Origin of the sequence: Pelomonas parva (assembly GCF_043555835.1) — a bacterium.
In the GTDB taxonomy this organism is placed as follows: domain Bacteria; phylum Pseudomonadota; class Gammaproteobacteria; order Burkholderiales; family Burkholderiaceae_C; genus Pelomonas; species Pelomonas parva.
The window spans coordinates 192,299-210,658 of the sequence record NZ_JBIGHV010000006.1; the positions used below are offsets into that span (position 1 = coordinate 192,299).

Genomic DNA, 18,360 nt, shown 5'->3' on the forward strand with positions numbered 1-18,360 from the left:
ACATGAAGATCGTCGTTCTTGGTGCCGGCATCATCGGCGTCGCCACCGCCTGGTATCTGCTGGACGAAGGCCATGAGGTCGTCGTCGTCGACCGCCAGCCCGACGCCGCGCTGGAGACCAGCTTCGCCAACGGCGCGCAGATCTCGGTCAGCTTCTGCGAGCCCTGGGCGAATGCCGGCGCGCCCTTCAAGGTGGCCAAGTGGCTGCTGCGAGACGACTCGCCGCTGCTGTTCCGCCCAACGATGGACCCGAACCAGTGGCGCTGGGGCCTGGCCTTCCTGATGCAGTGCACGAACGCCGCGTTCGAGCGCAATGTGGAAGAGCTGGTGCAGCTGGGCCGCTACTCGCACGCCTCGCTGAAGGAACTGGTCGCGCGCACCGGCATCGAGTACTGCCGGCTGGAGCGCGGCATCCTGCACTTCTTCTCCAACCAGGCCGACTACGACAACGGCGCGGCCGGCGCCGAGATCATGCGCCGCCACGGCGTGGACCGCCGCGTGCTGAACCGGGCGGAGGTGCTGAAGGTGGAGCCGGCGCTGGCCGGCTTCAGCGGCCAGGTCTGCGGCGGCACGTTCACGCCCAGTGACGAGAGCGGCGACGCCAAGGTCTTCACGCAGAAGCTGGCCCGGCTGTGCGCGGAACGCGGCGCGCAGTTCTTGTACGAGCACGACGTGTTGGCCCTGCAGCGCGCTGGTGACGGCATCGAGGCCGTGCAGATCGCCCACACCCGCAGCGGCCAGCGCCAGACGCTCAAGGCCGATGCCTTCGTCGCGGCGATGGGCTCCTACACGCCGGAGCTGCTGAGGCCGCTGGGCGAGCACCTCAACATCTATCCCGCCAAGGGCTACTCGGCCACGCTGCGGCTGAAAAGACCCGAAGCCGCCAGCGTCGTCAGCCTGCTGGACGACAGCCGCAAGATCGCGATCTCGCGGCTGGGCGACCATGTCCGCATCGCCGGCACGGCCGAGTTGTCGGGCTTCGACCTCAGCCTGGACTCACCCACGGCCCGCGTGCGCTGCGCCGCGCTGGTCAAGCGTTACGAGGAGTTGTTCCCCGGCGTGGCCGACACCCGCGAGCCGAACTTCTGGGCCGGCCTGCGCCCGAGCACGCCGACCAACATCCCCTACATCGGCCGCAGCCGCAAGGCGCGCAACCTGTGGCTCAATGCCGGCCATGGCACGCTGGGCTGGACGCACGGCGCGGGCTCGGGCCGGGCCCTGGCCGAGCTGATGGCGGGCCGCCGGCCGGAGATGGCCTTCGGCTTCTACGGCTAGAGCGTCTTCAGCAGCGCCTCGACATCCTTCTGCTGCGAGAACTTCGCGCCCAGCTTGGCCAGGCTCTCCAGCTCGGCCTTGGCCGCCGGCTTGTCGCCGGCCTGGATCAGCAGCTGCGCGAGGTTGAACTTGAAGCTCGGGTCGTTGGGCTGGTCGGCGATCAGCTGGCGCTGCACGGTGACGGCCTTGTCGTAAGCCTTCTCGCCGGCCAGCACGGTGGCATAGGTGTCGCGCAGCGGCGCGTAGTCGGGCTTGATCTCCAGGCCCCGCTCGGCGAGCGCACGCGCGCCGGGCTTGCCGGTCTTGCTGCGCAGCCAGGCGACGTTGTTGATCAGCGGCAGCGCATCCGGCGCGCCCTTGAGCAGCACCTCGTAGCGGCTCAGCGCGCCTTCGAAGTCGCCGCGCGTCAGCAGCAGGTCGGCGGCGGCAGCGGCAAAGGCGGTGTCCTTGGGGCGGGCGGCCCGCCACTGGCTCTCGAAGGCCAGCGCCTCGTCGCGCTTCTTGTTGGCCAGCAGCACCGCCATCAGGCGCGGCGCGGCATCGCCCGGCTCGGGCAGTGCCACGGCCTTGCGCAACAGCGCGATGGCGGCGTCGGGGCGCTGGCGGCTCAGCTCGATGTCGGCCTCCAGCACGTAGGCGAAGGCTTCCTGCGGATGCTTCTTCTGGCGCTCGCGCAAGCCGGCCAGGGCCTCGTCCACCCGGCCCTGGCGCAGCGCAAGCTGCAGCAGCAGGCGCTGGGCGACGGCCGAGCCGGGCTCGGCGTCGAGCGCGCGCTTGACCTCGCGCTCGGCGCCGGCGTAGTCCTTGTCCATGAAGCGCAGCTGCGCCTGGCCCAGCCAGCCATGGGCACGTGCCGGCGCCAGCGCGGTCAGCTTCGAGTAGCTCTTGGCGGCCTGGGCGCGGTCACCCGCCGCCAGCTGGGTGCGCGCCAGGCGCTCCAGCAGGTCGGGGTTGAGCGGCTGGGCTGCCACCGCCTCCTGCGCGGCCTGAGCGGCAGCAGTGCTGTTGCCCAGGCGCAGGTGGTGATCGATCAGCGCCAGGCGCAGGCCCGCCTCGCTCGGCTCCTCGCGCACGGCGGTGCTCAGCACCTCGGTCACGCGCTCGACCGGCGCCCGCGTCTGCAGCAGCAGCTCGGCCAGCGCCAGGCGCGCCTGAGGCGAGCGGGGTTGCTGGGCGATGAAGCCCTCCAGCCGCTTGACCCCAGCGTCGGCTCGCTTGGCCTGCACGTCGATGGCGACCAGGCCCAGCACGGCCGGCAGGTAGGCGGCATCGGCCTTCAGCGAGGCCTCGAACGCGGCCTGCGCGGCGGGCGTGTCCTTGCGCACGAGGTGGATGCGGCCGCGCAGCGCGGCCGGCACGGCGCTGTCCTTCATCTTGGGCGCCAGCTTGTCGATGGCCGCGAGCGCGGCAGGGAAGTCCTGGCGACGGATCAGCGCATTGACCAGCATCAGGTCGTAGTTGCCGCTGTCGTCCTTGGAGGCGATGTCGCGCAGCTGCGTGAGCGCCGCGTCGGCCTTGGCACGACCCGCACCGCCGGGCGTGGCGGAGTCGCGCGCGATGGCCGTCAGCGCCAGCGCGGCCTGGGTCTTGGCATCTTCGGGGCGAAGCTTGGCGGCAGCACCGAAGGCCTGGTCGGCCGCCTCGAAATTGCCCTGCATCAGCTGCGCCTTGCCGGCCAGCAGCAGCGTCTCCGCGTCGGCCTTGCCGCTGTCCAGCAACGGGCGCAGCGCCTCCAGCGCCTTGGCCGGCGCGCGGCGCTGCAGCAGCAGGCCGGCGAACTGGCGGCGCAGGCCCAGGTCGTCGGGTGTGAGCTTGAGCGCCTGGTTGAGCAGGTTCTCCGACTCGGCCAGCTCGCCCAGCTGCTGGTGCGCGCCGGCGGCCAGGCGCAGCAGCGGCAGGTAGTTGGGCATGAGCTTGAGCAGCGGCAGCGCCAGCTCGCGGGCCTTGGCGGCATCGTTGCGGGCCAGCGCGAGCTGGGCCTTCAGGAAGCGGCCGCGCGGCTGCTTGGCCAGGGCCGGCGGCATGCCCTCGATGAGCTTGGCCGCCGCGTCCACCTGCTGGCGGCCAAAGGCCAGCCGCACCAGCAGCGAGCGCGCGTCGAAGCCGTTGGGCTCCAGCGCCAGCACCTGGGTCAGCAGCGGCTCGGCCTCGTCGACCTTGCCGCGGGCCAGCAACACCTCGGCCTTGAGCTGCAAGGCCTTGTGGGCCTTGGGCGAGCGGAACAGCAGCCCGTCCAGCGCCTCCAGCGCCTCGTCGGGGAAGCCGGCAGCCAGCTTGGTGCGCGCGCTGACGATGACCGCGCCTTCATCCTCGGGCGTCAGCTGCAGCGCCCGCACGGCAGTGGCCTTGGCCTCGGTCACATTCGCCTGGGTCAGATAGGCCATCGACAGCTGCTGCAGCAGCATGGACATGGCCTTGGGATCGGCCAGGCTCTGGTCGCCAAACTCGGTGATCAGCTTGCGCGACTGGCCCGACTGCAGCAGCGTCTGCGCCAGCAGCGGCGCCAGCACGTCGCGCGGCGCGCCCAGCTCCCAGGCGCGGCGCAGCTCGATCTCGGCGCCGGCCATGTCACCGGCCTCCAGCAGCGCCTTGCCCAGCAGATGGCGGCCGGTGGCGTTCTCGGGGTTCTTCTGGAGCAGGTTCTTCAGCTCGATGACGGCGCTGGCCGGGTCCTTCTGCTCGAAGTGCTTTTGCGCGGTAGCGAGCATGTCCTGCTCGGAGCGCTGGCCGCAGGCGGCAAGAGTGGCGACCAGCAGGATCGGTGCGAAAAGGCGCGTCTTCATCGTGTCTCCAAAACAGGCGCGCGATTGTGTTCCTAGAATCTCCCGCCCTTCTCAGGGCTGGCCCGAGGGCCGGCAAGATGTCATGAGCACCCCGTCCAGCTTCTGCGCCATCGACTTCGGCACGTCGAATTCTGCAGTCGCCGTCCCCGACGCCGCAGGCGCCATGCGCCTCATCGAGCTGGAGCCCGGCCAGCGCACCATGCCCACGGCCGTCTTCTATTTCGCCGAAGGCCGGCACGACGCCGACGGCCCGCCGCGCGCCTTCGGCCGCGCCGCCGTGGCGGCCTATGTCGATGGCCATGACGGCCGGCTGATGCGCTCGATGAAGAGCATCCTCGGCTCGCCACTGATCGACCAGACCACCGATGTCGGCGGCGGCCGCGGCGCCAGGTATTCGGACATCGTCGCCGGCTACCTGAAGCGCCTGCGCCGCCTGGCCGGCGAACCGGCGCGCGCCGTGCTGGGCCGGCCGGTGTTCTTCGTTGACGGCGAGCCCGAGCGCGATGCAGCGGCCCAGGCCCAGCTCGAAACCTGCGCGCGCGCGGCGGGCTTTCATGAGGTGCACTTCCAGTACGAGCCCATCGCTGCGGCCTTCGACTTCGAGCAGCAGGCCACGCGCGAGCAGCTGGTGCTGGTCGCCGACATCGGCGGTGGCACCAGCGACTTCTCCATCGTGCGCGTCGGCCCCGAGCGCATGCAGCGCCTGGCACGGCGCGACGACATCCTGGCCAGCCATGGCGTGCACATCGCCGGCACGGACTTCGACCGCCACATCGAACTGGCCGGCCTGCTGCCAGAGTTCGGCTACCGCGCCACCGGACCAAGCGGCCGCGAAGTGCCCAGCGGCATCTACTTCGACCTGGCGACCTGGCACCTCATCAACACCTGCTATGCGCCGCTGCGCGTGGCCGAATGGCGCGGCATGAAGCAGTGGTTCAGCGACGTGCGCCAGCACGCGCGGCTGATGACCGTGCTGGAGGAGCGCCTGGGCCACGAGCTGGCGGCGCGCGCCGAGGGCGCCAAGATCGCCGTCTCGGGCGGTGCCGACACGACGGTGGACCTGGGCCATGTCGAGCCCGGCCTGGTGCTGCCGCTGAGCGAGCGCCTGGCCGTGGACGCGCTGCGGGCCGACCTGGACCGCATCATCTCGACAGCGCACGAGACCGTGGCACTGGCGGGGCTGCAGGCCGACCAGATCGACGCGCTCTACTTCACCGGCGGCTCGACCGGATTGCGGTTGCTGGTGGACGGCATGGCTGCGGGCTTCCCTGCGGCGGCGCGCGTCACCGGCGACCGGTTTGCCTCGGTCGCGACCGGCCTGGGCCTGCACGCCCAGCGGCTGTTTGGGGCTTCAACGGTCTAGAGACATCCGCCAGCATCAGCACGGCGCTGACCAGGCCCTCCACCGCCTGCTCCAGGTCCACCGGCGGCTCCAGCGACTCGATCTCCTCCAACAGCGTGTCGGCGTCTTCTAGGTCGTCCGGGTCCAGGTGCAGGTACAGGGCCGCCAGCGGCTCCAGCAGCGGTTCCTCGGGCAGCTTCATCAGCGCCGGGTGGGCGTCCAGCGCATGGGCAAAGCCGGCGACCCAGGGCAGCACCGTCTCGCTGGGGCTGGCCTCCTCGTCCAGCTCGAACACCCAGGGGTCGAACCATTGCCGGCCGACGATGGCGAGGTTGAGTTCCTTGTGGCGGCGCCGCAGCAACGCGATCAGTTCGTCGTTGATGCGCTGGGGCAGCGGGCGGCCCTCGCTGTCCAGCAGCGGCGGCAGCCAGCGCTCCAGCGGCACGGCCTCGGGCTGCAGCAGCACGCCGCACAGGTAACCGTCCAGCATGCTGACATCCAGTGGCTCCAGCGGCGCGGGCAGCGCGTCCAGCAGCGCCTGCAGGCGCTCCAGGTCGGCTTCGGAGAGGGCTTGATCGGCGCGGTGCTGGGGGGCTGACATGGCGGGATTATCGACAGCGCGGCCTGTCCTTATCATCGCCGCCGAGCAACCGGGCATGCCGGGCGCACCAGGGAGCGTAGATCGCTGATGAACTGCCGTAGCGTTGCCGTCATCGTCGACGCCTACTACCCGTACCACCGCGGCGTCATCGCCGGTGTGCTGGACGTGCTGGAAGCACGGGGCGTGGCCACCACGCTTTACGTGGGCAAGGAGCTCGACACGCCCGACTGGGGCCGCGGCCTGGCCAACCAGCTTTACAGCCAGATCGACGCCAACCTGCACGACGGCACCCTCGTGCTGGCCTCCACGGTGGGCAAGTACGTGTCGGACGCCGAGCTGCTGCGGCGCCTCGCGCCCGTGTCGGCCAAGCCCCTGGTGCTGATGGCGCGCGACGTGCCCGGCGTGCCCCGTGTCGTGGTGGACGACCGGGCGGGCATGAAGCAGGTGATGGACCACCTCATCACCGCCTGCGGCCGTCGCCGCTTCGTGCTGATGAGCGGGCTGCGCGGCCACCCCGACTCGGAGACCCGCGAGCGGGCGGTGCGCGACGCGCTGGCCGAACACGGCATCGACCTGCGCGAGGACCACGTCGCCTACGGTGGCTTCTGGTCCGCCGACGCCCGCGACGGCATGCAGCGCATCGTCGACCGATCGCGGGATTTCGATGCCGTCGTCTGCCTCAACGACCCTATGGCGTTCGCCGTCATCGAAGTGCTGCAGCACGCCGGCATCCGCGTGCCCGAGGACGTGGCCGTGACGGGCTTCGACGACACGGTGGACGCGCAGTTCAACATCCCGCCGCTCACCACGGTGCGCCAGCCGCTGGAGAAGATCGGCCGCTGTGCCGCGGAGCACCTGCTGGACCTGGTGGAGGGCAAGGCGCACACCGCCGAGCGGGTCGTGCTGGGCACGGAACTGCAGGTGCGCCGGTCCTGCGGGGCGCCGGTCTCGCAGTGGCTGGGCGGCTTGATGAGCCGGGGGGATGACGAGGACGGCGAGGAAGCGCAACGCGTCGCGTCGCTGGAGGCCGAGCTGTTGCAGGCCGTGCGCGGCCCCGCCCAGGCCGCGGCGCTGCGGCATGAATGGGAGACCCGGCTGGCGGACGCGCTGGGACGCGGCGACGACCAGCAGGCGCTGCGCACCGACGTGGAGCGGGCGGCGGAGCGCGTCGCCCGCTCGCTCGACGAAACCGGGCGCGGCCGGCTGAACGGGCTGCTGGCGCAGATGTATCCCGTCTTCTCGGCGTTCGAGCACTTCGCGTACCGGCTGGGGCACTTCCATCAGCTGCGGCACGACCGCTTCGCCAGCGAGAACGTGGCCTTGATCGGCAGCCGCGAAGACCTGCCCTCGGTGCTGGACGGCTGCGCCTGGTACATCAAGAACCTGGGCCTGGCGAGGTACTTCCTCGCGACCTACGAGCCGGCCGCACCCGGCACGCGCCGGCTGGCGCGGCTGCGGCTCGCGTCATCGCCCGCCGCGCATGTGGATGACGACGAGCCCTATCTCGCGTCCCGGCTGCTACCGGACAGCCTGGCCCATGAGCTCGCGAGCGGCCACCTCTTCGTCTACCCGCTGTGCTGTGCGGATGGCGAGTACGGGCTCATCCTGTTCGAAGCCCCGCGCGACTGGGACCTGGACCACGAAGGCTTCTCGGGCGCGCTCAGTGCCGCCCTGCATCAGCAGCACCAGCGCGCCGCGCTGGAAGCGCACGCGTCGGAACTGGAAGCCAAGGTGCAGCGGCGCACCGAACAGCTGGAACGCGAGGTCGACGTGCGCCGGCGCGCGGAGCAAGCCCTGGACGCGGCCAACCAGGAGCTGCGCCGCCTTGCCTTCGTGGACGGCCTGACCGGCATCGCCAACCGCGCGGCGTTCCAGCAGGCCATCGCCACGGAGGTGGCCCAGCACCAGCGCAGCGGGCTGCCGCTGGGGCTGATCTTGTGCGACGTGGACTTCTTCAAGCGCTACAACGACCACTACGGGCACGTGCAGGGCGATGAATGCCTCACCCGCGTGGCCCAGGCGCTGCAAAGCGCGGCCCGGCGCCCTCGCGATGTCATCGCGCGCTACGGCGGTGAGGAGTTCGTGCTGCTGCTGCCGGAGACCGACGCAGCCGGGGTGCAAACGGTGGCCAACACCGTCCGCGAGGCGGTGGCCCGGCTGGCGATCCCGCATGCTGGCTCCGAAGCGGCGGCGCACGTCACGATCAGCCTGGGCGCCGTCAGCGCCTGCCCCACGGCGGCCACCACCAGCGGCCTGCTGATCAACGCCGCCGACCAGGCGCTCTACCAGGCCAAGGCCGGTGGCAGAAACCAGGTCGTGATGGCCACGACGCCCGACCTCGCGCAGCCGTGAATATTGCCCACCTGACGCCAGCGACGCCTCCTACAGTGACCTCTCCCAACGACGCCCTCACCCGAGGGCTTGAGGACCCGGCAGCCCGCTGACCGGGTCTCTTTTTTTGCGCACAACGTCAGCCCTTCACGGCCACGGCGTCCCGCGCGGGTCGGCACCGTTGTAGCGCTCCCATACTGGCGGGATGCCCGATCTTCTTGCGCTGCGCTTCGACCCTGCGGTCGTCGTGCTGTCCTGTCTGACCGTCGCGATGTTCGCGCTGCTGTTGACGCTGGGCGCACGCAGCCAGCGCCGCGCCAGCCGGCCGCAGCAGGCCGCCACGACGGAACTCAGCGAACGCGCGCTGCGTGACCCACTGACCGGCCTGGCCAACCGCCAGCTGCTGGACGATCGCATCAGCCATGCCCTCGCGCGCGGCCGCCGCGACGGCGCCAGCCTGGCGCTGCTGATGCTCAACCTGGACGCCTTCAAGCCGGTCAACGAGGCCTTTGGCCATGCCGCCGGCGACGCCGTGCTGCTGGAGGTGGCGACTCGGCTGCAGGCCCAGGCGCGCGGCCACGACACGCTGGCCCGCCTCGGCGCCGACGAGTTCGTCGTGCTCATCGAGGGCGAGACTGGCGAGGCCGTGCTGGCCCAGATCGCCCAGCGCCTGCTGGACTCGCTGGCCGTGCCCATGTCGGTCAACCTGGGCGCCGACGCACAGGTCAGCCAGATCAACCAGGTGCTGCGGCTGTCGGCGTCCATCGGCATCGCGCTGCACAGCGGCCCCGACGTGCCCGGCCGCGCCCTCATCGCCCAGGCCGACTCCGCCGCGCAGGCCGTCAAGCGCGGCGGCGGCAACGGCTTTGCCTTCTTCGAAGCCCACATGCAGGACGGCGTGCGTGACCAGCTGGAGCTGGCCCGCGACCTGCGCGCCGCGCTGGAAGACGGCGGCGCCGGCCTCGCCCTGCACTACCAGCCCAAGGTGGCCGGCGACACCGCGCGCGTGCTGGGCGTCGAGGCCTTGCTGCGCTGGCAGCACCCCAGGCGCGGCGCCATCGGCCCCAACCATTTCATCCCGGTGGCCGAACGCTTCGGCATCATCGTCCCGCTGGGCGGCTGGGTCATCGACGAAGCCTGCCGGCAGATCGCCGAGTGGCGCGACCAGGGGCTGCGCCTGCGCGTGGCGATCAACCTGTCCGTGCAGCAGCTGCGCCAGCCCGAGGCGCTGCTGCAGCGGCTGCAGCAAGCGCTGCAGCGCCACCACCTGGACGCCTCGCAGCTGAGCTGCGAGATCACCGAATCGGTCGCGATGGAAGACGCCGGCGCCACCGAGCGCGTGCTGCAACGCCTGGGCGAGCTGGGCGTGGCGCTGTCCATCGACGACTTCGGCACCGGCTATTCCAGCCTCGCCTATCTGCGCCGCCTGCCGGTGTCGCAGCTCAAGATCGACCGCAGCTTCATCCAGGACCTGGAGACCAGCGCCGACGCCCGCGCCATCGTTCGCGCCGTCATCGAACTGGCCCATGCGCTGGGGCTGGAGGTGGTGGCCGAAGGCGTCGAGACCGAGGGCCAGGCGGCCGTGCTGCGCGCCAAGCGCTGCGACAAGCTGCAGGGCTATTTGTTCGCGCGGCCCATGCCGGCCGATGCCCTGGCCGAATGGGCCATGCGCCCGCACGACCCCGAGGGGCGGCTGGACTTCAGCGACTCGGTGCTGGCCGCAGAAACGACCTAGACCGCCATCCGCTCCGGCGCGACATAGAAGCGCCTGAAGGCCTCGAAGTCCAGCGTGTCGGCCGCCTCGATGCGGGCCTGCTCGGCCAGCGAGTCGGCGGCCATCTTCTCGAAGCGCTGCTGCAGCGCGTCGGGGAAGGGCAGCGCCAGCAGGGCCGCGCGGGTGGCGTCGCTCTGGCGGCGGATGAAGCCGATGTGGCTGTCGTCGAAGTCCTGGTCCATGACCGCCAGCACGCGCGCCGACGGGCAAAGATCCGGCCGCTGCAGCCGCTCGGCCACGCGCTTGAGCGCGGCGCGGTAGGCGCTGCCGCCGTGGGCCGCGTCCAGCGCCTCGGCCTGGGCGCTGCAGCCGGCGAGGATCTCTGCGGCCCAGTCCTGCAGGCCGATCTGGCCGCGTTGCCAGTGCTCCAGCACCAGCCCAGGCTCGCGGCCACGCGCGGCGACACGGTGCTGGTTGCGCGAGTTGGCAGCGATCTCGTCGGGCGTGTCCCTGGGGCTGGGGCTGTGCAGGCAATGCAGCAGGAAGGCATCCAGCACACGGACGGCGTCGGCGCCGATGCCGATAGGCTCGAAGGGGTCCAGGTCCATCAGCCGCACCTCGATGTACTCGACGCCGCGCTCGCGTAGCGCATGCAGCGGCCGCTCGCCGGAGCGGATCACGCGCTTGGCGCGGATGGTGCTGTAGAACTCGTTCTCGATCTGCAGCAGGCTGGTGGAGAGCTGGTTGTAGTCGCCGCCGGGCGTCTGCACGCCGATGGCTTCATAGGCCGGGTAGGGCCGGGAGAGCGCGTCCTGCAGCGAGGCGGCGTAACTCTCCAGGCAGTTGTAGGTGACGGCGATGCTGGCCTGCGCGTCGCTCTGGTAGCCCAGGCGGCCCATGCGCAGCGAGGTGGCGTGCGGCAGGTAGAGGCTGTGGTCGGACAGCCGCTGCAGGCCGTGCTCGCGGCCCTGCACGAAGCTGTCGCACAGCGCCGGGCTGGCGCCGAACAGGTACAGCAGCAGCCAGCCCTCGCGGCGGAAGTTTCGGATGGCACCGAAGTAGCCATCGGTTGACACGCCGGGCAGCGACCAGTTGTAGTGGATGCCCGAGATCGTCTGCATGCGCCGGCCGTAGCGCTGGCCCAGGCCCATACGGTAGATGCTCTTGGCGCGGCCCACGTTGCTGGAGCCGTAGCGGCCCAGCGGAATGGTCTCGTCGGTCGGCAGCCCGCAAGGCATGGAGCTGACCCACAGGCGCTCGTCCGCCAGCGCGCGGTAGACGGCCTGGTGGATCTCGGTCAGCTCACGCAGGCAGTCCTCCACGCCGGCATGCACGCCGGTGATCAGTTCGAGCTGGGACTCGCTGTAGTCGGTCGTGATGTGCGGATGCGTCAGCGCCGAGCCGAGCGCGATCGGGTGCGGCGTCAAGGCGAGGCCGCCCCCGGGCAGGGCGCGCAGGCTTTCCTTCTCGATGCCCCGGCGGATGCCGAGCAGAGTCTCTTTGTTGTTCATGGCGTCCGGGGACCGCTAGCTGGGCCGGAACGGTATCAGAACGCGGCTACAGCTGCCCGGGGGCGTCGTGGTCGGCCTGGCTGGGCCTCAGGGCATGTTCACCGGCCTGGATGCCGTCGTGGTGGCTGAGGTAGAGCGACACGTCGTGGCGCTCCAGCCAGCCGACGGCCCGCAGCCGGTCCAGCACCGGGCCCTTGACCTCGGAGAACTCCAGCCTCAGCCCCTCGGCCTGCAGTGCCGCGTGCAGCGCCTGCAACGCCACCAGGCCCGACACGTCGATGTGGTTGACCGGCGCCATCAGCAACAGCACGCGCTGCGGCTGGCCGACGCTGGCGCGGTGCTCGCGCACGCGGGCCAGCACGGCGTCGCTCAGGCCGCGGGCGTTGGTGAACACCAGGCTCTCGTCGATGCGCAGGCCGACGACCTCGGGCTGGCATTCGACGGCGTAGCGCTCGACGTTGCGGAAGTGCTGGGTGCCCGGCACGCGGCCGATGCGGGCGACGTGTGGCTGGGCGGTGCGCTGGATCAGCAGCGCGACCGAGCCGGCCACGCCGATGGCCAGCGCCGCGCCGACGCTCCACAGCAGCACCGCCGCCGTGACGGCCGCCATCAGCAAGCCCTCGGCGCGGGCATAGCGCCAGGCCTCGCCGTAGTGGCGCAGCGTGAAGCCGCCCATGACGGCGACGACGATGGTTGCGGCCAGCACCGGCTTGGGCAGGTAGGCCAGCGGCGCGGCCAGCAGCAGTAGGGCCAGCGCCATGAAGACGGCGACGAAGACCAGCGTCCAGCGGCTTTGCGAACCGGCCTCGTGCAGCAGGATGCTGCGCGAGAAGCTGCCCGCCACCGGCATGCCGCCGCTCAGCGACGCGACGACATTGGCCGCCGCCAGGCCACGCAGCTCGGCCGCCGGCAGCAGCTTCTCGCCCCGGCGCTGGGCCAGCGATTCCGACACCGCCAGGCTGGACACGAAGGCCATCAGCGCGACCAGGGCGGCCGACGGCAGCAGGTGCAGCCACAGCGCGGCGTCCAGCGGCGGCAGGGCCAGCGGCAAGGCCAGTGCCGGCAGCGCGCCGACCTGGGCGACACCGTCGGCCGCCGGCGTGAAGGCCGCCAGCGCCATCGCCACGACCAGCAACAACAGTGGCGCCAGCCGCGCCAGCAGCCGCGAGCCGGCCCGGCGCGACAGCAGCAGCAGCGCGACGGCCGCCGCACCCCAGGCCGCGCTCGTGAAGCCGATGCCGCCGTGCACGGCCGACGAGGCCAGCGCCGGCAACGTGAAGCCGGCCGCCGCGCTGCCCAGCAGCACCGGCAACTGGCTGGCCGCGATCATCAGCGTGGCGCCGTTCTCGAAACCGCGCAGCGCTGGCACCGACAGCAGGCTGGACAGCGCGTCCAGCCGCAGCAGTGCCGCTGCGGCGAGCAGCAGACCCACCTCGGCCGCCAGCACCAGCGCGCCGGCCTCGGCCGACACGCCGGCCGGCAACCCTGCCAGCGCCTGCGCGATCATCAGCGCCAGCACGGCCACCGGGCCCAGACCCAGCACGGGGCTGGAGCCCAAAGCGGCATAGGCCAGCAGCGGCAGCAGGCTGGCGTACAGGCCCACCTGCGGCGGCAGGCCGGCCAGCATCGCGTAGGCCAGGCTCTGCGGGATCAGCAGCACGGCGACGACAGCGCCCGCGATGAGGTCGGCGCGCCAGGTGGCTTTCATGAGATCAGCGGTCCACCTTGACGCCGGAGAGCTGCACGACGCGCGACCACTTCGCCGTCTCGGCCGCCATCAGCGCCGCCAGCCCGGCGGCACCGCTGCCGTGCACGAGCAGGCCGCGCGCCGTCATGCGCTCGCGCAGCGCCGGGTCAGCGAGCGCGGCCACCGTGTCGCGCTGCAGCCGGGCGAGCGGCTCGGCAGCCAGGTTGGCGGGGGCGAACAAGCCTATCCACGCACTCGCCTCGTAGCCCCGCAGCAGCGCGCCGCCGGCCTCCTCCACCGTCGGCAGTTCGGGCAGGCTGGGGCTGCGCCGCGCGCTGGTGACGGCCAGCGGCAGCAGCCTGCCGGCACGGATCTGCGGCAGCGCGGCGGGCAGGTGGTCGAACATGAGGTCCATGTTGCCAGCGATGACGTCCTGCTGCGCCGACATCGTGCTGCGGTAGGGGAAGTGCAGCAGATAGGTCTGGCTCAGGCGCTTGAACAGCTCGCCGGCCAGGTGGGTGGCCGTGCCGTTGCCGCCGGAGGCGATGTGCAGCCGGCCGGGCCGGGCGGCGGCGGCGGCCAGGACGAGGTCGGCCAGCCGGCGGATGCCCAGCCGCTGCGCGACGGCCGGGTTGACGACCAGCACCAGCGGCACCGTCGCGACCAGGCTGACGGGCGCGAAGTCCTTCACCGCGTCATACGGCAGGCGGCGCGCCAGCAGCGGGTTGATGACATGGGTGCCCACGCTGCCCATCAGCAGCGTGTGGCCGTCGCTGGCGCTGGCCACCTCGGCGCTGCCGATGTTGCCGTCGGCGCCGGGCCGGTTGTCGACGACGACGGCCTGGCCCAGACGCTTGTGCAACTCGGGCGCGAGCAGCCGCGTGGCGATGTCCGACGCGCCGCCCGGCGCATAGGGCACGACGATGCGCAGCGGCCTGCCCGGCTGCGCCATGGCAGGCAGGCTGGCGAGCGCGACGAGGGTGCTGCGCCGCTTCATGCCGCTGGCCCCGGCAAGGCATGCAGGCGCACCTGGCCCTGCAGGCAGGCGGCATCGAAGTCCTGCAGGATGGCGGCCAGCGTGTCGGCGTCGGGCGCCTCGACGGCGGCGATGCCGACGCCGCGGTTGCGGCCCTCGGCCTTGGCCTTGTAGAGCACCATGTCGACCCAGTTGACGGCCTGCTCCCAGTGCAGGCGCAGGCCGGCCGTCGCCGGGCTGCCCGGGCTGGCCGCGCCGCCCAGCGGAAAGCTGGCGAAGCCGATGGAGGCGGTCACGCGCAGCGGGCCTTCGGCGGTCTGGACGGGCTCGCCGCCGATGCCGTGCAGCACGCGTGCGGCGCGCTCCGTCAGGTCGGCGCCGGGCAGTTCGGGCGCGTAGACGAGGAACTCCTCGCCGCCCCAGCGCACCACCAGGTCGCTGGCGCGCACAGCGGCGCGGATGCGCCGGCTCACCTCCAGCAACACGGCGTCGCCGGCAACGTGGCCAAAGCGGTCGTTGACGTTCTTGAAGTGGTCGATGTCGATCATCAGCAGCGCGCCGCGGAAGCCCTCCAGGCCGGTCTCACGGGCGCGCTGCTCCATGACGGCCAGGAAGTGGCGGCGGTTGGACAGATCGGTCAGCGGGTCGCGCTGGCTTTGCGCGCGCAGCAGCTGCTGGCTGGCGGTGAGCTGCGCCTGGGCGCGGCGCATGCGCAGCAGCGTGACGCCGATCAGCACCGTGGACAGCAGCAGCAGCGCGCCGATGGCGAAGCCGGCCTGCTGCGCGAGCCGGCGGTTGTCGAGCTGCCGGTCCTTGAGCTGGCCGTCACGGGCCAGCAGCTCCAGGTCGCGCTGCCGGGCGGCGCTGTCGTACTTGCGGCGCAGCTCCTCCAGCGCGCTGGCGCGGTTGCGCTCGTTGGCGCGCGCATTCAGGTCACGCTCGCCGTGGAAGGCGGCCAGCGCCTCCTTGTGCTGGCCGGCCTCGGCCCAGGTCTCGCCCAGCTCGCGCAGCTCGCGGGCGCGCGGCACCAGCTCGGCCGGGTCAACGGCGAGCTCGGCCACCCGGGCCAGCTCCTGGCGAGCCGCGTCGAACTGGCGCAGCTTGATGTGGGCGACAGCGAAGTTGTGGTGCAGGCTGCGTTCGTAGGTGCGATCGCCGAAGCGCTGCAGCGCTGGCAGCGCGAGCCGGCCGGCGGCCAGGGCCTCCTGCAGCAGGCCCTGGTGCATGTAGGCGTCGACAAGGTTGGAGCGCAGCAAGGCCATCAGGTGCGGCGCGTTGGCCTGCTCGGCCAGCGCCAGGCCGGCCTCCAGCGCGGCGCGGGCGGCCGGCAGGTTGCCGGAGCGGCGCTCGACGACCGCCTCGTTGTTGCGCACGCGGGCGCCGGCGACGGGGTCACCCTCGGCCTCGGCCAACGCGGCGCGCAGCGTGTCGCGGGCCTCGTCGAGCTGGTCCAGCGACTGCTGCAGCGCGGCGAGCTGGCCCAGGCTGAGCGCGGCGATGTGACGGTCGCCGCCGGCGCGGGCCAGCGCCAGCGCGCGGCGAGAGGTGGCCTCGGCATCGAACAAGGCGCCCTGGCCCGCCTGCTCGCGCTGCAGCAGGCGCAGCGCCTCCCAGGCGGCGCGGAAGTCGCAGCCCAGCTCGCGCACGGCGCGGGCCTCGTCGCCGACGGGGCAGCGCTTGTCCAGCCCCGCCAGCGCGCGCGTGGCCAGTGCGCCGGCCGGCTTGCCCGCACGCTCCTGGATGAAGGCGCGCAGCAGCCAGCCGAGGTCCGCGCCCTCGGCATGTGCCGCAAGCTGGCCGGCCACGGCGTCGGCCGCCTCGGCCTGGCCGGCGGCCAGCAGCACGCGGCCGCGGGCGAACAGCCAGGCGGCCTCGCGCGGCGGCGTCGGCGCGGTCGGCTGGCGCTGGGACAGCTCGGCCAGCATCGCGCCGGGGTCGTCGAAGGCGCGGCGGCTGATGTTGTGCAGCAGCGCATCCTCGTTCGCCGGCTCGGCAGGCGGCTCGGCGAAGGCCGCGCCCGCCGCCAGCAGCCAGGCCAGCAGCGCGGCCTTCATGCGGGAGCGGGCCGCAGCGGCCCGGCAACGGTGGCGACAGCACCGGCGCCCGGCCCGGCGATCGCCGTCAGGCCGACCAGACCGTCGCTCCAGGCGGCTTCGAGCCGGGCTGTCAGCTCGGCGGCGGCCAGCACGTCCCGGGCCTCGAGGCGCTCGACGCCGTAGGCCTTGTTGCGGCCATGCGCCTTGGCGAGGTACAGCACGGTGTCGACCAGGTCGATGGCGCGCTCCCAAGGCAGGCACAGGCCGTGCGGCGCCAGCGGCAGGCTGACGAAGCCGATGGACACGGTGACGGCGATGCGCCGGCCCTCATGCAGCACGGGCGCGCTGCCGGCCAGGTCCAGCAGCCGGCGCGCCAGCTGCGGCGCGGCGACGCCTTCGCGCGCCTGGGCGACGATGAGGAACTCCTCGCCGCCCCAGCGCACGACGAGGTCGTCGTCGCGCACCGCCTCGCGCAGCCGCCGCGACAGCTCGACGAGCACGGCGTCGCCGGCCGCATGGCCCAGGCTGTCGTTGATGCGCTTGAAGTGGTCGACATCGATGAGCAGCACGGTGGCCGACAGCCCCTGCGGGCCGCTCAGCCGCCCGATGGCGCTCAGGAAGTGCCGGCGGTTAGACAGGCCGGTCAGCGTGTCGGTCTCGCTCTGGCGCTTCAGCGAGGCGTTGCTGCGCGCCAGCGCCTGGTTGGTGCGGCGCACGCGGCGGAAGGCCTGGTACAGCAGGCCCAGCGACACGGCCGCGCAGCCGCCCAGCGCGGCCCACAGCGTCAGCGCGAGGTTGCGCTGGTGGACCTCCTCGGCCTTCAGCGCGTTGTCGCGGTTGAGCAGCTCGATGTCGCGCGCGCGCTGCTCGGCGTCCTGGCGCTCCTGCGCCTCCAGCAGCAGTTGGCGCGTCTCGTCGCGCAGCACGCGGTCGACCAGCCGGCGGTGCTCGCGCCAGGCCGCCACAGCGCCGCCCAGGTCGCCGGCGCGCTCCAGGTAGCCGGCCAGCTCCTTCCAGCCGTCGGAGGCGTAGGCGGCGGCGCCCAGCTCCTCGTCCCGCGTGATGGCCGCGCGCGCCTGGGCGCGGCCATCGGCCACGCGGCCCAGGGCGATCTTGGCCAGGCCGATGTTCAGCAACGCGCCGCTCTCGACGCTGGTGTGGCGCGTGGCGCGCGCCAGCGGCAGCGCCTGCTCGGCCAGCTCCAGCGCGCGGGCGGCGCGGCCCTGGCGCAGGTGGTAGTCGGCAAAGTTCATCAAGCCCAGGGCGCGCACCGAGTCGGCGCCGGCCTTGGCCGCGTAGTCCAGCGCGTCGGCATAGGCCTGCAGCGTGATGCCGCTGTCCGGGTCGTCCGCATGGACGATGCCGCGCATCGTGTGGGCCTGGGTCAGCGTCATCGGGTCGGGGTCTTTCCCGGCCTCGGCCAGCGCCTGGTCGGCGAGCTGGCTGGCGCGCGCCGGCGTGTCGGCGCGCAGCGTCGTGAAGGCCAGGTCGACGAGGGTCAGCGCGATGCGCCAGGGCTGACCGGTCTGCTGCGCCAGCCGCAGCGCGAGATGCCCTTCGGTCAGCGAGGCATCCAGCTCGCCGGCGTCGCTGTGAACGGCGGCCAGCAGCAGGTGGTGGCGCCAGCGGTGCACCGGGCCGGCGGTGTTGAGCAGCGCGGTGTCGACACCGGTCAGCAGCTTGCGCGCTTCGCGCAGGTCGCCGTGCGAGCGCAGGTACTCGGCGCTGACGGTGGCGGCCGCCACGGCGGCATTGGCGCGCAGCGCGGGCGCCGGCCAGTCGCGCAACTGCTGGGCCAGCTGGTCGCCGAGCGCCCGGTCGCGCGACAGCGCCGCCAGGATGCCGCGCAGGGCGACGACATCCAGCCGCGCGGCGCTGCCCGGCGGCAACGCGTCGCCGCGGGCGCGCAGCGCCTGTTCCAGCTCGGCCGGCTTGGCGCGGGCAGCGCGTTCGACGCGGTCCAGCTCAAGGGTCAGGCCGTCGTCCGCCGTCGCACCGGCCGGCGCCGCCGGGCCGCCATCGCCGCCCGGTGAACAAGCGGCCAGCCACAGCACGGCCAGCGCCGAGCAGAGCATGGAACGAAGGGCCGGAAGGGGGTGCATCGC

At 72.5% G+C, this 18,360-nt stretch carries 11 protein-coding genes; 4 read left to right on the top strand and 7 right to left on the bottom strand.

The window, feature by feature from the left end:
- Nucleotides 1–2 precede the first annotated feature (2 nt).
- A complete protein-coding gene (locus tag ACG00Y_RS17495; RefSeq protein WP_394480990.1) occupies nucleotides 3–1,274 on the top strand; it encodes a D-amino acid dehydrogenase in 1,272 nt (423 codons plus the stop codon).
- Here the strand turns inward: ACG00Y_RS17495 and prsT are convergent.
- Nucleotides 1,271–4,057: an XrtA/PEP-CTERM system TPR-repeat protein PrsT gene (gene prsT, locus ACG00Y_RS17500; RefSeq protein ID WP_394480992.1), complete on the bottom strand. Its 2,787-nt coding sequence runs from the start codon at nucleotides 4,055–4,057 to the stop codon at nucleotides 1,271–1,273. The two genes, ACG00Y_RS17495 and prsT, sit on opposite strands and share 4 nt — an antisense overlap.
- Nucleotides 4,058–4,139: 82 nt before the next feature.
- On the opposite strand from prsT, the gene ACG00Y_RS17505 reads away from it, so the two are divergent.
- Entirely contained in the window at nucleotides 4,140–5,420 is a 1,281-nt protein-coding gene (locus ACG00Y_RS17505; RefSeq protein WP_394480994.1) for an Hsp70 family protein, read from the top strand.
- Here ACG00Y_RS17505 and ACG00Y_RS17510 read toward each other — a convergent pair.
- Complete coding sequence (locus ACG00Y_RS17510; RefSeq protein ID WP_394480996.1) at nucleotides 5,341–6,000, bottom strand: YecA/YgfB family protein; 660 nt, start codon at nucleotides 5,998–6,000, stop codon at nucleotides 5,341–5,343. The two genes, ACG00Y_RS17505 and ACG00Y_RS17510, sit on opposite strands and share 80 nt — an antisense overlap.
- A gap of 87 nt (nucleotides 6,001–6,087) precedes the next feature.
- Between ACG00Y_RS17510 and ACG00Y_RS17515 the strand changes: the two genes are divergently transcribed.
- Both ACG00Y_RS17515 and ACG00Y_RS17520 read left to right on the top strand, forming a co-directional pair.
- Nucleotides 6,088–8,352, top strand: coding sequence for a diguanylate cyclase domain-containing protein (locus ACG00Y_RS17515; RefSeq protein ID WP_394480998.1), 2,265 nt, complete (start codon nucleotides 6,088–6,090; stop codon nucleotides 8,350–8,352).
- A gap of 184 nt (nucleotides 8,353–8,536) precedes the next feature.
- Nucleotides 8,537–10,066: a putative bifunctional diguanylate cyclase/phosphodiesterase gene (locus tag ACG00Y_RS17520; RefSeq protein ID WP_394480999.1), complete on the top strand. Its 1,530-nt coding sequence runs from the start codon at nucleotides 8,537–8,539 to the stop codon at nucleotides 10,064–10,066.
- Here the strand turns inward: ACG00Y_RS17520 and gshA are convergent.
- The 5 genes from gshA to ACG00Y_RS17545 are packed head-to-tail and all read right to left on the bottom strand — an operon-like array spanning nucleotide 10,063 to nucleotide 18,357.
- Entirely contained in the window at nucleotides 10,063–11,556 is a 1,494-nt protein-coding gene (gshA, locus tag ACG00Y_RS17525) for a glutamate--cysteine ligase (RefSeq protein ID WP_394481001.1), read from the bottom strand. The two genes, ACG00Y_RS17520 and gshA, sit on opposite strands and share 4 nt — an antisense overlap.
- Before the next feature lie 46 nt (nucleotides 11,557–11,602).
- Nucleotides 11,603–13,264, bottom strand: a complete 1,662-nt coding sequence (locus ACG00Y_RS17530) for a SulP family inorganic anion transporter (protein ID WP_394481003.1) — start codon at nucleotides 13,262–13,264, stop codon at nucleotides 11,603–11,605.
- Nucleotides 13,265–13,268: 4 nt separating this feature from the next.
- Complete coding sequence (locus ACG00Y_RS17535) at nucleotides 13,269–14,240, bottom strand: tripartite tricarboxylate transporter substrate-binding protein (protein ID WP_394481005.1); 972 nt, start codon at nucleotides 14,238–14,240, stop codon at nucleotides 13,269–13,271.
- A complete protein-coding gene (locus ACG00Y_RS17540) occupies nucleotides 14,237–16,273 on the bottom strand; it encodes a tetratricopeptide repeat-containing diguanylate cyclase (RefSeq protein WP_394481007.1) in 2,037 nt (678 codons plus the stop codon). The genes ACG00Y_RS17535 and ACG00Y_RS17540 overlap by 4 nt, the downstream gene beginning before the upstream one ends.
- On the bottom strand, nucleotides 16,270–18,357 hold the full coding sequence (locus ACG00Y_RS17545) for a GGDEF domain-containing protein (RefSeq protein WP_394481010.1): 2,088 nt from the start codon (nucleotides 18,355–18,357) through the stop codon (nucleotides 16,270–16,272). Before ACG00Y_RS17545 ends, ACG00Y_RS17540 begins: the two co-directional genes overlap by 4 nt.
- Nucleotides 18,358–18,360 lie beyond the last annotated feature (3 nt).

Bases quoted from the DNA above. Each gene is read 5' to 3' on its own strand.
- ACG00Y_RS17495 (WP_394480990.1), top strand. From the start codon at position 3: ATGAAGATCGTCGTTCTTGGTGCCGGCATCATCGGCGTCGCCACCGCC.
- prsT (WP_394480992.1), bottom strand. From the start codon at position 4,057: ATGAAGACGCGCCTTTTCGCACCGATCCTGCTGGTCGCCACTCTTGCC.
- ACG00Y_RS17505 (WP_394480994.1), top strand. From the start codon at position 4,140: ATGAGCACCCCGTCCAGCTTCTGCGCCATCGACTTCGGCACGTCGAAT.
- ACG00Y_RS17510 (WP_394480996.1), bottom strand. From the start codon at position 6,000: ATGTCAGCCCCCCAGCACCGCGCCGATCAAGCCCTCTCCGAAGCCGAC.
- ACG00Y_RS17515 (WP_394480998.1), top strand. From the start codon at position 6,088: ATGAACTGCCGTAGCGTTGCCGTCATCGTCGACGCCTACTACCCGTAC.
- ACG00Y_RS17520 (WP_394480999.1), top strand. From the start codon at position 8,537: ATGCCCGATCTTCTTGCGCTGCGCTTCGACCCTGCGGTCGTCGTGCTG.
- gshA (WP_394481001.1), bottom strand. From the start codon at position 11,556: ATGAACAACAAAGAGACTCTGCTCGGCATCCGCCGGGGCATCGAGAAG.
- ACG00Y_RS17530 (WP_394481003.1), bottom strand. From the start codon at position 13,264: ATGAAAGCCACCTGGCGCGCCGACCTCATCGCGGGCGCTGTCGTCGCC.
- ACG00Y_RS17535 (WP_394481005.1), bottom strand. From the start codon at position 14,240: ATGAAGCGGCGCAGCACCCTCGTCGCGCTCGCCAGCCTGCCTGCCATG.
- ACG00Y_RS17540 (WP_394481007.1), bottom strand. From the start codon at position 16,273: ATGAAGGCCGCGCTGCTGGCCTGGCTGCTGGCGGCGGGCGCGGCCTTC.
- ACG00Y_RS17545 (WP_394481010.1), bottom strand. From the start codon at position 18,357: ATGCACCCCCTTCCGGCCCTTCGTTCCATGCTCTGCTCGGCGCTGGCC.